The following is a 14,545-nucleotide window of genomic DNA, read 5'->3' as shown; positions in this document are numbered from 1 at the left end:
TCCTCTCCCCGTCACCACAGTCCGCGGCGTGCCAGCGCCCGCCGCGCGGTCTCGCGCCGGGCCGCCGGTTCGGCCTCGAAGGCCGCCGCCACCCGCCCGGACACCACGCCGTGAGCCAGCCCGGCGGACGTGGTGAAGTACGCGTAGTGCACTGCTTCCGCGTTCGCGGTGTGCTCAGTTGCCTCGGGGCGCTCCGGTGAGGTGGCCCCCCAGGCGGCTACGGACGCCGCCACGTACGTACGCAGGGCGGCGTGGCCTCGGTCGGTGGGGACGATTCCCTCGGCCTCGATCACGAACGACAGCGGCTGCTCGCACGTCAGCGCGGTGAACAGGGCGATCATCAGCTCGTGGGTCACGGTGTCGCGCACCGCCCCTGCCCCGGCGGCATCCAGCAGGTAGGACGCGAACGCCTCCTCCGCCGACAACCCGGGAGCGGTGTACGGGATCAGCCGGAACCGGGCGAAGTGCGGTGAGCCGAGGAAGCCGGTGAGCAGGCCGGACTCCGTGGCACCGGCGTCCTGGAGCAGCCGCAGGCTGCGCGGGAACGTGGTTGCCAGGCTGCCGCCACTGCCTGGCCGCCAGACCTGGGAGCGCAGCCGACGCGCGGTGGTGTCCAGTTCGGCCAGGTCGACGGAGGCCAGGCACTCCAGCTCGCCGGGATCCGCCGCCACGGCTTCAGCGCCCTCGTCGGCGAGTCGGGCCCGCAGGTCCGCGTCCAGCAGAAGGCGCATGAGCAGGTCGGTCAGCCGCTCGCCGTCCAGCGACGCGCCCGGCTCCACCGTGCTCATGCCGCCTCCCCGCGCTGCCAGGCGGCGACCAGGTCCCGCAGCCGCGCGTAGTTCCGCCGGGACTTCTCGACCAGCTGTCCGTCCTCGCGGTACATCGGGTCCTCGTAGGACACCCCGAGGAGGTTCGGGCAGCGCGGCAGCAGATACTCGGTGAGCTCCAACTGCTCGTCCAGCAGCACGCCGTGGTGCAGGTCGCGGAACTTGCCGCCCACGATCTGGCAGCCCGACAGGTGCAGTTCGCGGCAACGGGTGAGGGGCAGGGCCTCGATCCCGTCGTACATGCTCTTTCCGGTACGTCCTCTCAGCCACTGGTAACTGAGCAGATGGCCGACGTCGAGCGTCACCCACACGTCGGCGTCCTCCGCCAGCCGGGCGAAGTACTCGAAGGCGTCCATGTGCCCCAGGACGAACGAGCCGCCCTCTGTGAAGCCGGGGAACTCGACGTGCAGCGGCGGATCGAGCAGCCGGGCCGCCTCGGCCACGTTCCGGGTGGCGATCTCCAGGCCCGGCTCGGTCAGCGGCGGCGGGAGCGGATAGGGCATCGGTATGCCGCGCAGGCTCCAGATGCCCAGGTCCTCGACCACCCAGGAGAAGCCGTAGCGGGCGGCCAGTTCGTTGGTGAACTCGGCGGCCGGGCGGCGGTCGTAGCGCTCGGGCGTGCCCATGTTCAGCTCGGTCTGGTGGAAGGCGCGGGCCGTCCCGGCGGGCACCGCCTCGAAGAAGCGGTCGTACGCGCGCACGTAGTCGGCCGTCCGTACGCGGGCGCGTGAGCGCGGCTGGAACGCGAGGGCCGAGTAGGCGAAGTCCCCGCCATGGCGGCGCAGGAAGGCGCGGACCCGGTCGGTGATGTCTCCGCCGCCGTCGTCGCTCTCCAGGAATCCGATGCCGCGCCTGCCGAGGCGTCCGCCACCCCACGGCATGTCCATGAGTACCCCCAGGCCCATCCGGCGGGGGGCTTCGGTGACGGTTCGGGCGCCGCCGGGTGCGGTGCGCGGCCGTTGCGTCATGACGAGCTCCTGGCTGAGGGGGCCGGGTCGGCTGAATGTGCCGGGTCGGGGGCGCCCGCCGCCGCGTCGGCCAGGCGGGCCAGCAGCCGGCTGCCGCGGTCGGTACAGGCCGTGAGCAGACCGTCGGAGCGCTGTTCCACGTCGTTGCGGGGGAGCGCGTAGAACCGCTCCCGGACGAGGTCGGCGAGGGTGACGCGGTCTGCCGTACGGTCGTCTGCGTACGCGGGCACGGTGCGTACCCACGTGTGGGGGCGCAGGGTCGCGACGGCGTGCGTGCGATGGCCGTTCGGGGCGGGGTGCGAGGGTTCCGAGGCGTTCACACGGCCCGGTCTGACGGTGCGGAAGATCCGTGTCAGCCGGTCCAGTGCCTCGGTGCGCGTCGGGCCGCCGCGGACGGACAGGGGGTGGCCGACCCGGCCGGCCAGGTAGCTCAGCTCGGGGTTGCCCGCGAGGCGGTCCGAGGTGTCGAGGGCGAGCCCGTAGTCCTCCGGGCTGCCGACGAGTCTGCTGCCGGGCTCCGCCACCATCAGCTCCAGCGCGTCGATGCCGATCCGCCGCTCGTTGTCGACGAGGAAGCGCAGGGATGCCTCGAACTCGCCGGGCGTCTCGTCCAGGACCTGGCCCATCACGGTGAACCGGACGGCGATGCCCGCCGCGTCGAGGTTGTCGAGGATCCGCTGGTAGTCGGCCGCGCGCACGCCCCGCTCCATCCGGTCCAGCAGGCGCTGCGAGGTGCCCTCGTAGCCGACCGAGATCATCGCGCAGCCGACCGAGGCGAGGTCGCGGCAGAACCCCGGGTCGGTCAGGGCACCCTCCAGCCGGCTGCGAACGCCGAACCGGACCCGGATGCCGCGTTCGCGTGCCGCGTGCATCGCTTTCTGGATCAGCCGCAGGTTGGTGTTCTCGTCCGCGACCGACACGTACCGGGTGCCCGTGGCACGGACCACGGCCTCCACGGCGTCGGCGATCTGGGTCGCGGTGCCCTGCTGGTAACCGCCTTGCGGGAGCGACCGGTTGCCGTACGAGCAGAACGCGCACCGCCCCCAGTAGCAGCCGACGCACGAGACGATCGCGAGCTCCAGGGCTTCGCTGAGATAGGAGCGGAACGGCAGTCCGGTGAAGTCGGGTGGTCCGAGGTCACGGAAGCGCAGGGTCACCGCGGGCCCCGTGCGCGGCCCGGCCCCGGAACGTGGCAGCCAGGTCATGCCGGGCACGGCGGTGAGCGGAACCGTCCCGTCCAGCGCGTCCAGCCAGCGTTCGAGCGGCTCTTCCCCGGCGGTCGGGCACAGGGCGTCGACCGTTTCCCGGACTCCGGGCAGCCGGGCAAGGCTGTCGTGGCGGAGCATCACCTGCTGACCGCCCAGACAGATCCGGGTTTCCGGCGCCAGCCGCCGGACCCAGGCGGCGATCAGCAGCGCGGGTGCGAGCTGGCTGAAGAACGCCACGGACAGGCCGACCACCCGGGGGCGATGCCGGCCGAGCAGCCCGGTCACCAGGCGGTGCAGCGCTACGACCGGTACGCCCGACGCGGCGGGTGGGCGGTCCGCGGCCTGGCGTACGGCATCGTCGAGCCGGCCGAGGTCCTCCCAGGTCTGTACCAAGAGGGTGTCGCGGACCAGCAGTTCGAGGGCAAGAGTGGCGAGCCGGACCGCGCGGTCCGGGCCCAGCTCGCCGGCCGGCTCCTTGTGCAGGACGTGGGCACGCAACTCGCCGATGTGCGCGGCGAAGACGTCGGCCACCGCTCGGCGATACCAGTCGCTCACGGCCTTATCGTCGTCGCCCGTGTCCTGGGCGCGGACCGCGTCGTCCAGCAGCGCAGGGCATCCCAGCAGTTCGTGGAGCACAGCGATGTTCAAGTCGGCCTGGTGAACCCGCCGCCCCCGGCGCCGCAGATGGCCGGTCAGGTAAGGCAGGCTCAGATACGGGAAGAACCTGGCCTCGGTCTGCGGCGGGAAGATCAACAGGACGTCGGTGCGGGTGCGGTCCGCCGACTGGCTGGACGGCACGACCCACCTCCTCGTCTCACCGGTCTCATCCGTCGGAGAGTTGCCTTGCCTCCCGCACGTCCTAGTCGGGGATGTCCTCCGTGTTCTCCGCCGCGATGTAGGTGTACGTGTGGTAGGCCGCGCCGAGCTTCAGCTCACTGGAATCGATCACCTGGAGTTCTTCGAGCTCACCGAATTCCTCATCGGCGAGTTTCTCAGGAGATACAGCAGTCATGATTTTCTCCCCTTCGCAAACGTGATGGGAATGTGCCGCTTGCCGTGTGTGGCGCCCACGCTAAGCCAGACCGCATGTGCGTCAACAGCCCATACGTCGTCGTTTAGTTGGACGACATTCAGCCAGATCAGCGGCTCATGGCGACTGCGGCACCGGAGTGGCGCCGCAGTCGCCACAATGACCATGACCCATAATCGCCCTCGGCACCGGGCGGTTTTGGAGAAAAATAGAGGACAACACCGTTGTGCTGCTGGAGGGCCGTTTGTACCGCCATGTCGATGCGGCCGTGGTTCGGGCGGCAATTTGGCGTCCCGACCACCCGATGGTCTGGCCGGACCTGACCGGCCCGTCCGCGCACAAGGAGTCGTGGCGGGCGTGGCTTCAACAGATGTGGCAGGCAACCGACTTCGCCACCGCGGTCGAGTTCTCCAGCCCGGACCTGGCGAGACGGGTGCACCAGATATGCGTCGGCGAGCCGGTGCCTGACCTCGCCGTGCGGCGCGCTGTGCTTTCAGTGGTGCGCTACCTGCTGCGCGCCCGCTCACGCGCCACTCCGTTCGGCCTGTTCGCCGGTGTCGGGGCCGCCCGCACAGGGGCCGCTCCTGTGCTGCGTGCGGGCACCGGCCACCGGGCGGTCACCAGACCGGACGCGGCATGGACCGCGGCTCTTGTCGACCGGTTGGAGGAACACCGTGCGCTCCGGCCCCAGTTGACGCTGCTCGCTTCCAGTCTCGCGTTCGAGCGCGACGGACGCCTGATGGTCGAGCACCGCTCAAGCAGTGCGAACGACGGCGACCCCGTGCACGTGGGGATACGCGCGACCGGGCCGGTCCGCATGGCCATGGACGGCGCGCGGGCGCCGGTTGTGTGGGCAGTTCTTGCCGAAACGCTCGCCGTCGGTTTCCCAGCCGCTTCGCCCACCGCGATCGAGAACCTGCTCGCGAACCTGGTACGACAGAGATTCCTGATCACCAGTCTGCGTCCTGCTGTCACGGCCTCCGACCCGATCGCCGCCCTGCTCGAACAGTTACGGCACCAGCCCGCGGTTGAAGCCACCGCATTGTCTGAGGTCGCGGCAGGACTGGCACGGCACGACGACGCGACCGCCGCCCCTGCGGGCGCCCGCGCCGAACGCGCACGGGTGACGGCCGCGATGACACGGCTCTGTCCCACCGCGAGACCCGCGCTCGCCCTCGACCTGCGGTTGGACTGGGACCTGGTGATACCGGAGGCGGTGGCCGAGGAGGCGGCGTCGGCCGCCGCGGTGCTCACGCGCCTGGCGCCGCGGGCGACGCTGAGCCCCGAGTGGGTCGCCTGGCATGGCCGCTTCCTTGAGCACTACGGTCCGGGAGCGGCGGTACCCGTCCTGGACGCCATCGACCTCCTCGGCTACCCATCCGGCTACCTCGGGTCCACAGCCGCGTCGACGGGCCCGACGCTGACCGCCCGCGACAGCCGGCTGCTGAGGCTCGCGTACACCGCCGCGACGCGGCGCCGCCACCACGTCCGACTCGATGATGCCGCGATCGACGAACTGGCGGTGGTGGATCCAGGCGGGCCCGTGCAGCCGAGCACCGAGGTGACCGTGCGGATCCACGCCGCGAGCGTATCCGCCCTGGAACAAGGGGAGTTCACGCTGCACGTCGTCGGGGTGGCCCGCGCGGCCGGAACGGCCACCGGGCGCTTTCTCCACCTGTTCGACGCCGACGACCGCCGCCGGATGACCGACGTGTACGCCCGCCTGCCCGGCGTACAACAGGACGCGCTGATCGCGCAGATCAGTACCACCCCGCTGTACATACGCTCGGTGAACGTCGCGCACGCCCCGCAGGTGGCGGAGCTGGTGATCCCCCTCGGCGACTACCACGGCCCGGACACGGGCCGGCTGCCCGTGACGGACCTGGCGGTGACCGCCGATGCCGAGCAACTGCACCTGGTCTCGGTCTCCCGCCGCCGCCCGGTGCACACGATGCTGCTGAACGCGGTGGATCTGACCCACCACACCCATCCGCTGGCGCGGTTCCTGATCGAGGCACCGGTGGCACTGGCCGTCCCCTGCACCGGGTTCTCGTGGGGAGCCGCCGTTTCCAGCCTGCCGTTCCTCCCCGCACTGCGCTACGGGCGCACCCTGCTGTCCCCGGCCCGCTGGACACTCGGCATCGACGACCTGCCCGACGCACGGACGCCGTGGCCGCAGTGGGACGAGGCCCTGGCCGAGTGGCGTCGTGAAGTTCTCCTGCCCGAGCACGTGTACCTGGGCGACGGAGACCGGCGCATGAACCTGGACCTGGCGGAGCCCTCGCACCGGGCCCTGCTCCGTACCCACGTGGAGCGCGAGGGCAAGGCGCTGCTACGTGCCGCACCGAAGCCCGGGGACCTGGGCTGGACCGGCGGGCACGCCCACGAGATCGTCATCCCCCTGGCCGCTGTGGATCGGACCTGCGCACCGGTCCGCGGATCGGGCGACGTCGTCGGTCGGGAGCACGGCCTTCTGCCTGGCTGCGGCAGCCTGCTCTCCATCAGGTTGCACGGGCACCGCGACCGTCAGGATCCGCTCCTGACCCGGCATCTGCCGTCCCTGCTCGGGGAGTTGGGGGAGCCCCGCTGGTGGTTCGTTCGCCACCGCGATCCCGAGGACCACCTACGCCTCCGGCTGACCTGCGCGCCCGGTTCACTCGGCATCGCTGTCGGGCAGATCGGCGAGTGGACCCGGCGGCTTCGGCACGCGGGCCTGATCACCCACGCGAGCCTGGAGACCTACTACCCGCAGGCCGCACGCTTCGGCGGCCCCGCGGCGATGGAAGCGGCCGAGGAGTATTTCGCCGCCGACGCAGCCGCCGTCCTCGCCCAGCTGACCGCGCAGGCCGCTGGGGGCGCTCCCGACGCTCGTGCGGTGACCGCCGCGAGCATGGTGGACATCGCCGTCGGCCTGCTCGGGGACGACGCGAAGGCGATGCGCTGGCTGGTCAGGCACACCCACACGGACAGGAGCGCCCCACCTCGAGCGGTCTACGACCAGACCATCGCCCTGACGACCGCCCTCGTCACACACCGGGCCCCCGGCACCCCGGTGCTGGACGCGCGCGTCATCGCGAGCTGGTCCGCACGCCGCGCCGCGCTGGCCGCCTATCGCAGCGCGCTTGAGGGTGCGGGGACGCTGCCCCCGCAGGACCTGCTCCCGGACCTGCTGCATCTCCACCACGTCCGCATGCGCGGGCCGGGATTTCCCGAGGAACGCGCACACCTTCACCTGGCCAGAGCCGCCGCACTGAGCTGGACGGCACGAGCGAGGAGAACACCGTGACCACGCCAGCCCCCGGCGCCGCCGTGCTGTCGGCCGTCGCCCGACCGGCCCATGCACTGGCCGACCGCGCACCGTGTGGCCGGCGGTCGGCCGGTCGACGCTCGGCCGGACGGTGGTCGGCGGTCGGCGGTCGGCGGTCGGCGGTCGGCGGTCGGTGGTCGGTGGTCGGTGGTCGGCGGTCGGCGGTCGGTGGTCGGCCGGACGGTGGTCGGCCGGACGGTGGTCGCGCGTGGCCGCAGTCTTTCGTCGGAGGCACCTCGGGCATCGCCCTGCCGCACATCGAGCGCGCCTGGACGGACCGCGGTGACGGGGACACACGGAAGGCCACTCCTGGAGGGTCCTCCCTGTCACAACCAGCCACGGGGACGCACTCCGTTCGGAGCGGCCGGGCACCGCATTTCGAGTCGTCAAGCCTGGGCCTCATCCAAGGAAAGACAACCGGACCATCCTGTCCGAATTGTCTCGGTTTGTATCCACCAGGCACACCGACTGCCACGTCCCCAGCTCCAGCCTCCCGCGCAGCACCGGCAGCGTCGCGTGGGGCGGGACGATGGCGGGGAGGACGTGGTCGCGGCCGTGGCCGGGGCTGCCGTGGCGGTGCTGCCAGCGGTCGTCCGCGGGGAGCAGGGAGTGCAGGGCGATGAGGAGGTCGTCGTCACTGCCGGCGCCGGTTTCGATGATCGCGATGCCGGCGGTCGCGTGGGGCACGAAAACGTTCAGGAGGCCGTCACGGCCGGCTGCCGCCTCCCTGAGGAAGGCCTCGCAGTCGCGGGTGAGGTCGACGACCCTCTCCGAGGAACCGGTGGCGACGTTCAGGACTCGGGTCGTGAAGGCATCGGACATGCCGCAATCCTCGCTCATACGCCGGGGCTCACGCCTGCTTCAACAGCGACCTGCCGCCGTCCACCGCCGCGCCCGGCGTCCAGACAGGAGTCGTAGCCACGACTGGGTCCTCCGGGAAGATCCCGGACCCCGGTCCGGTTAGCAGAAGCGTGAACGACACCGGGGTACAAGCACACGAAGTCGACGCCGAGACCGGCACAGCTGTCGACGTCGATGTCGACGTCGTGGTGATAGGCGCCGGTCAGGCCGGCCTGTCCAGCGCTTATCACCTGCGGCGCACCGGCTTCGAGCCCGGGCGGGACTTCGTGGTCCTCGATCACGCGCCGCGTCCGGGCGGCGCCTGGCAGTTCCGCTGGTCCTCGCTGACGTACGCCAAGGTGCACGGGATGCACTCCCTGCCCGGCATGGAACTCGCCGACGCGGACCCGGCACGCCCGTCGTCCGAGGTCATCGCGGAGTACTTCGACGCGTACGAGCGCGCCTTCGACCTGCGCGTACGCCGCCCGGTCGACGTACGCGCGGTGCGCGAGGACTCCCGGGACCGGCTGCTCGTGGAAACTTCGGACGGGAACTGGTCAGCACGCGCGCTGATCAATGCCACGGGTACCTGGGACCGGCCGTTCTGGCCCCGCTATCGCGGTCAGGAGACCTTCCGCGGGCGGCAGTTGCACACGGCGCAGTACCCGGGCCCTCAGGAGTTCGCCGGACTGCGGGTGATCGTCGTGGGCGGCGGCGCGTCCGGCACGCAGCATCTGATGGAGATCGCCCCGTACGCGGCCGGGACCACATGGGTGACGCGTCGGCCGCCCGTTTTCCGTGAGGGGCCCTTCAATGAGGAGTTCGGCCGGGAGGCTGTGGCGATGGTCGAGGAGCGGGTCCGTCAGGGGCTGCCGCCGCAGAGCGTCGTCTCGGTGACCGGGCTGCCACTGAACGACGCGATCCGGCAGGCTCTGCACGACGGTGTCCTGGACCGGCAGCCGATGTTCGACCGGATCACACCGGACGGTGTCGCGTGGGACGACGGGCGTCACGTGGACGCCGACGTCATCCTTTGGGCGACGGGCTTCCGGCCCGCCATCGACCATCTGGCACCCCTGCGACTGCGCGAGCCGGGCGGCGGCATCCGTGTCGAGGGAACGCGGGCGGTCGCCGATCCGCGAGTCCATCTCGTCGGGTACGGCCCCTCGGCGAGCACCATCGGCGCCAACCGGGCCGGGCGCGCCGCGGTCCGGGACATCAGGCGGCTGCTGGCGGGAGCGCCGGTCGCCGTCTGATGCCCCGTACGACAGCTCAGCGGGTGGGACTCGGGGAGGTGTTCTTCCGGTTCTGGTTGAACTCGGCGACGTTCTTCAGGTGCTCCTCGTAGCTGACCGTGAAGCGGGTGTCGCCCGGCTTGACCGTGACGAAGTACAGCCAGTCACCCGGGGTCGGAGCGATCGCCGCACGCATCGCCTCATCGCCGGGGTTGGCGATCGGTGTCGGCGGCAGTCCCATGCGCTGGTACGAGTTGTAGGGGCTGTTGATCTTCGTGTCGTTCTGGTTCGTGTTCAGGGTGGAACGATTCAGCGCGTAGTTGATGGTGGAGTCCATCTGGAGCGGCATGCCCCTCTCCAGACGGTTGAAGATGACCCGGGCCACCTTCCCCATGTCCTCCTTGGTCGCCGCCTCGGCCTGGACGATGCTCGCGATGGTGACCGCCTGGTAGACGTTCATCGCGTTGCGCTGCGCCCCGGCCGCGATCGGGGCCTTGTTGAACTTCTGGTTCGCGGTGCTGACCATGAAGGACAGCAGTGACTCCGGAGTCGACTTCTTGTCGATCGGATACGTCGCCGGAAAGAGGTAGCCCTCCGGGTTGCCCTCCGCGTCGTTCGGCAGTTTCAGGTTGGCCTTCCCGAGCGACTTCTTGGCAGTGCCCGGCGGGATCCGGAGAACCTTGTCGACGGCGTCGTAGATCTGACCCGAGCGCCAGCCCTCCGGGACCACGAGGGCCGCGGGCGGCGCTTCCTGGCCCCCCGTGTTCAGCAGCGGCACCGCCACGGCGGTGGCCGCCACGACGGCTCCGGTCGCGATGAGGGCGCCCCGGCCCCGACGCGTCAGTCGAATCGTGCTCCGTGGCGGAGTGTTCATCTGCATGCGGGCACGGTAACCCGCTAATGCCTATAAACCCGACATATCTTCATCTTGTCGGCTCCAATTGGGCGTCTCGGTGGACGAGGGCGGCATAGCGCCCGTCCTGCTCCAACAGCTCCTCGTGCGTGCCCCGTTCGACCGCTTGACCGGCATCGAGGACCACGATCTGGTCGGCACCCCGAATGGTGGACAGCCGGTGCGCGATGGTGAGCGTGGTCCGGTTGGCCGACAGCGCGTCGATGGCCTCCTGCACGGCATGCTCCGTACGGGTGTCCAGGGCGCTGGTCGCCTCGTCGAGGATGAGCACCGGCGGATCGCGCAGGATGGTGCGGGCGATGGCGAGGCGCTGCTTCTCACCGCCCGAGAACCGGTGGCCGCGCTCGCCCACGACCGTGTCGTACCCGTCGGGCAGGGACGCGATGTGGTCGTGGATCTGGGCGGCCCGCGCCGCCACCCGCAGTTCCTCGTCGGTGGCGTCCGGCTTGGCGAAGCGCAGGTTCTCGGCGACCGAGGCGTGGAAGAGGTACGTCTCCTGGGCGACGACGCCGATCGCGCGCGCGAGCGTGTCGAAGTCCAGGTCGCGGACATCGACGCCGTCGAGCGTGACCCGCCCGCCCGTGACGTCGTACAGCCGCGGCACCAGATAGCTGAGGGTGGACTTGCCGGCACCGGTCGGGCCGACGACGGCGAGGCTGCCGCCCGCGGGGACGGTGATGTCGATGCCGTCGAGGATCGGGCCGCTTGTGTCGTCGTAGCGGAACTCGACGCCCTCGAAGCGGATCTCGCCCTTGACACGGTCGAGGTGTACCGGGTTGTCCGGCTCGGTGATGTCTATAGGGAGGTCGAGGTACTCGAAGATGCGCTGGAAGAGCGCGAGCGAGGTCTGGATCTGCACACCGGTGGACAGCAGGCTGACCGTCGGACGGAACAGGCCCTGCTGGAGCGAGACGAAGGCAACGAGGGTGCCGATCGACACGGTCGGGCCGCCGAGCTGGAAGGCGATGCCGGCGGTCCAGTAGATGACGGCGGGCATGGCGGCCATGACGATGGTGATGACGGCCATGCGCCAGCGGCCCGCCATGTTCGACCTCACTTCGAGGTCGACAAGGCTCTCGGATTCGTCCCCGAAGGACTTCGTGAGCGAGTCGGCGCGGCCCATGGTGCGACCGAGCAGGATGCCGCTGACGGAGAGCGACTCGGTGACGGTGGCGGCCATCACGGCCATCTGCTTCTGGCGCTCCGTGGCGATCTTCTTGCGCTCGCGGCCGACCCGGCGGCTTATCCAGACGAAGACCGGCAACAGCAGCAGCGAGACGGCGGTGAGCCGCCAGTCCAGCGCGAGCATCGCCACGATCGTGGCGACGACGCTGGTGAGGTTGGAGACCAGCGAGGTGGCGGTGGAGGTGACGGTCGCCTGCATGCCGCCGATGTCGTTGGCGATGCGGGACTGGACCTCGCCGGTGCGGGTCCGGGTGAAGAAGGCGAGCGACATGTGCTGGAGCCGGCCGTAGACAGCGGTACGCAGGTCGTGCATGACGCGCTGGCCGACGGTCGTGGAGATCAGGGTCTGCAGCACGCCGAAGATGCTGGTGACGACCGCGCTGAGGATCATGCCGAGCGCGAGCAGACTCAGCAGACCGGTGCGGCCCTGCGGGATCGCCACGTCCAGAATTTCCTTCAGCAGGAAGGGCGTGGCGACGGAGACGAGGGACGCGGCGCCGACCAGCAGGCCGACGACCGCGAGACGGCCCCGATAGGGCCGGAAGAGCTTCAGGATGCGCCGCACCTGCCGCGGCTGTTCATTGTCGGCACGCGACTGCTCATTGCCGGCACGCGGCTTTCCCTTACGCGGCTGTTCCTTGTCGGCAGGTGACGGGGTCCAAGTGGGTCGGTCGGGACGCATGGGCTCCTACGGGAGGTGAGACGACGATGACTTGTGGTGATCGGTGATCGGTGATCGGTGATCACGGCTTACGGAAATTGTGACGCCTGCGGAGCATAGCTCACTGTTACCTATACTCACAATGAACAAGGTCCTGATATTGTTCCCACATGACCACCCCCGATGTCGACGGCTTGCTCGCCGAGCAACTGCTGCGGCTGACGCGCCGAGTGCACCGCATCCAGAAGCGCCATCTGGAGCATCGCGAGCTGGGCATCACACCGGCCCAGTCCCGCCTGCTCCGCACACTCGCGCACTACGGCTCACCGCCCCGCATGGCTGATCTGGCCGAGCGCCTGGAGGTGGTGCCCCGTGCCGTGACCACTCTGGTCGACGGTCTGGAGGCGAGCGGCATGGTGCGCCGGGTCCCTGATCCCACCAACCGGCGGGTGATCCGCATAGAGGTCACGGACGAGGGGCGCAAGGCACTGGGCGAGCTGCGCGCCGCGCGCCGATCGGCCGCGGACGAGATCCTCGCTCCCCTGACGGACGAGCAGCGCGAGGTGCTCGGCGGACTGCTGAACACGCTGGTGGACGGGGTGCCGGCGCGGGGGCACGGCTGCTGAGGTCCCCGTACACCGCACCGCACGGTGGGGCCACACCAATGGGACTGCGCCAGTGGGCCGCGGCACCGGCTCCGTAGTGCTGGAGTCGGCGCTGCGGCCCGATCGGGGACCACCTTCGGTCAGCTGACCTCGGCTGCGGACTCCTTGGCCGACGGAGCGGGTGCGTCCGCCTCAGCCGCCTGTTCAGGTACGTCGGCCTCAGCGGCCTGTGCCGGTACGTCGACCTCGGCGGCCTCCGCCCGTGCGTCGGCCTCAGCGGCCTGTGCGGGCACGTCGACCTTGGCCGGCCGAGGCTCCTGTACCGGCGCCTCCGGGTCCTCCGCTTCGCCTTCCTCCACGAACACGATCTCCCCGTCCAGCACCTTCTTCGCCCGGTCCGCGTCCAGCGCACCCTCCCAGCGGGACACGGCGAAGACGGCGACGCAGTTGCCGAGGAGGTTCGTCACGACGCGCATCGAGTCCATGATGCGGTCGACGCCCAGGAGCAGAGCGACGGCGCCGGCAGGGATGGCCCCCAGGGAGGACGCGGTCGCGGACAGCGCGAGGAAGGCCGAACCGGGAATGCCCGCCATGCCCTTGCTGGTCAGCATGAGCACGAGGATCACGGTGATCTGCTGGCCAAGACTCAGGTCCACACCGACGGCCTGCGCGATGAACAGCGTGCCGATGGACAGGTAGAGCGAGGCGCCGTCGAGGTTGAAGGAGTAGCCCGTCGGCAGCACCAGACCCACGGCGTCGTCACGGGCGCCGGCCCGGCGCAGCTTCTGCATCACGCGCGGCATGACCGACTCGGTGGAGGCGGTGCCGAGCGCGAGGAGGATCTCCTCACGGATGTAGCGGACGAACTTCCAGAGGCTGAGCCCGGTGACCGCCTTGAGCGCGACTCCGAGCAGCGCGATGAAGAGCGCGGCGGCTGCGTAACACAGGATGATCAGTTTGGCGTACGTCTCGATCACGCCGAGCCCGTACTGACCGATGAGGACAGCCATCGCGCCGAACACCGCGATCGGGGCGAGCCGCATGATGAAGCCGACGACCGCGAAGATGATCTCCTGGGCCTGCTCGATGGCGGGCAGGACCTGCGGCACCTTGCTGTGACCCAGGTGCAGCAGCGCGGCGCCCACCAGGCAGGCCAGGATGAGCACTTGGAGGAGCTCGTTCTCGGCGAAGGCGCCGATGAAACTGGTGGGAAGCGCGTTGAGGACGAACTCTGTCGTCGAGGGCAGTGAACCGCCACCCGTCTTCGCGTCGACCGCCGAGGTGTCGAGCGTGGACGGGTCGACGTTCATCCCCGAGCCGGGCTGGACGACGTTGGCGGCGACGAGACCGATGAACAGGGCCGCCGTACTCGCGACCTCGAACCAGAGCAGGGCCTTGAGCCCGATCCGGCCGAACGCCTTGAGGTCACCGGCCTTCGCGATACCGACGACGACCACGCAGAACACCAAGGGCGAGATGATCGTCTTGATGAGCCGGGTGAAACCGTCGCCGAGCGGCTGAAGTTCCGCGGCCGTGTCGGGCCACAGCTTTCCGACGATGATTCCGAGCACAAGCGCGCAGGCGACCTGCGCGAACAGTGAGGTACGCAGTATGTGTGCGACGCGTCGCGGGGACGGTACTGACGGCGGCACGGGGCACTCCTCCGAACGACTTCTGGTATGCGGAAAAGTGCTTCCGCGGTGATCACTATTGAGGAGTGATTGATTCCGCTGGAGACCTCCGTGTCACGTCCACGTAAATCATGG

Annotated in this window: 11 protein-coding genes; 3 read left to right on the top strand and 8 right to left on the bottom strand. The window is 70.0% G+C overall.

The features are described from left to right. Positions 1-11 precede the first annotated feature (11 nt). The 4 genes from AB0N66_RS28550 to AB0N66_RS28535 all read right to left on the bottom strand — a co-directional run bounded on the left by AB0N66_RS28550 (position 12) and on the right by AB0N66_RS28535 (position 4,015). Positions 12-788, bottom strand: a complete 777-nt coding sequence (locus tag AB0N66_RS28550; RefSeq protein WP_365440298.1) for a hypothetical protein — start codon at positions 786-788, stop codon at positions 12-14. After that, a complete protein-coding gene (locus AB0N66_RS28545) occupies positions 785-1,795 on the bottom strand; it encodes a DUF692 family multinuclear iron-containing protein (protein WP_365440296.1) in 1,011 nt (336 codons plus the stop codon). Before AB0N66_RS28545 ends, AB0N66_RS28550 begins: the two co-directional genes overlap by 4 nt. Beyond that, the gene (locus tag AB0N66_RS28540) at positions 1,792-3,801 is read right to left on the bottom strand and encodes a radical SAM protein (protein ID WP_365440294.1); all 2,010 of its coding nucleotides are present in this window, start codon (positions 3,799-3,801) and stop codon (positions 1,792-1,794) included. Before AB0N66_RS28540 ends, AB0N66_RS28545 begins: the two co-directional genes overlap by 4 nt. A gap of 61 nt (positions 3,802-3,862) precedes the next feature. Then, positions 3,863-4,015, bottom strand: coding sequence for a hypothetical protein (locus AB0N66_RS28535; RefSeq protein ID WP_365440292.1), 153 nt, complete (start codon positions 4,013-4,015; stop codon positions 3,863-3,865). A gap of 322 nt (positions 4,016-4,337) precedes the next feature. On the opposite strand from AB0N66_RS28535, the gene AB0N66_RS28530 reads away from it, so the two are divergent. Next, positions 4,338-7,319, top strand: a complete 2,982-nt coding sequence (locus AB0N66_RS28530) for a lantibiotic dehydratase (RefSeq protein ID WP_365440290.1) — start codon at positions 4,338-4,340, stop codon at positions 7,317-7,319. A gap of 420 nt (positions 7,320-7,739) precedes the next feature. Here the strand turns inward: AB0N66_RS28530 and AB0N66_RS28525 are convergent, their stop codons facing one another. After that, complete coding sequence (locus AB0N66_RS28525; RefSeq protein ID WP_365440288.1) at positions 7,740-8,162, bottom strand: secondary thiamine-phosphate synthase enzyme YjbQ; 423 nt, start codon at positions 8,160-8,162, stop codon at positions 7,740-7,742. Between the two features lie 224 nt (positions 8,163-8,386). Between AB0N66_RS28525 and AB0N66_RS28520 the strand changes: the two genes are divergently transcribed. After that, complete coding sequence (locus tag AB0N66_RS28520) at positions 8,387-9,436, top strand: NAD(P)-binding domain-containing protein (RefSeq protein WP_365440515.1); 1,050 nt, start codon at positions 8,387-8,389, stop codon at positions 9,434-9,436. A 16-nt stretch (positions 9,437-9,452) separates the two neighbouring features. Here AB0N66_RS28520 and mltG read toward each other — a convergent pair whose 3' ends face one another. Beyond that, positions 9,453-10,295, bottom strand: a complete 843-nt coding sequence (mltG, locus tag AB0N66_RS28515; protein WP_365440286.1) for an endolytic transglycosylase MltG — start codon at positions 10,293-10,295, stop codon at positions 9,453-9,455. Positions 10,296-10,338: 43 nt separating this feature from the next. Continuing rightward, complete coding sequence (locus AB0N66_RS28510; protein ID WP_365440284.1) at positions 10,339-12,195, bottom strand: ABC transporter ATP-binding protein; 1,857 nt, start codon at positions 12,193-12,195, stop codon at positions 10,339-10,341. A gap of 149 nt (positions 12,196-12,344) precedes the next feature. Between AB0N66_RS28510 and AB0N66_RS28505 the strand changes: the two genes are divergently transcribed. Continuing rightward, entirely contained in the window at positions 12,345-12,800 is a 456-nt protein-coding gene (locus tag AB0N66_RS28505) for a MarR family transcriptional regulator (RefSeq protein WP_365440282.1), read from the top strand. Between the two features lie 119 nt (positions 12,801-12,919). On the opposite strand, the gene AB0N66_RS28500 is transcribed toward AB0N66_RS28505, so the two are convergent. Beyond that, positions 12,920-14,431 carry a cation:dicarboxylase symporter family transporter gene (locus AB0N66_RS28500; protein WP_365440280.1) on the bottom strand — a complete coding sequence of 504 codons (1,512 nt, stop codon included), beginning with the start codon at positions 14,429-14,431 and terminating at the stop codon, positions 12,920-12,922. Between the last annotated feature and the right edge of the window lie 114 nt (positions 14,432-14,545).

The organism is Streptomyces sp. NPDC093544 (genome assembly GCF_040683495.1).
Taxonomy (GTDB): Bacteria; Actinomycetota; Actinomycetes; order Streptomycetales; family Streptomycetaceae; genus Streptomyces.
Note: the sequence above shows the minus strand (reverse complement) of the source record. Positions and strands in the feature narration are given on the sequence as shown.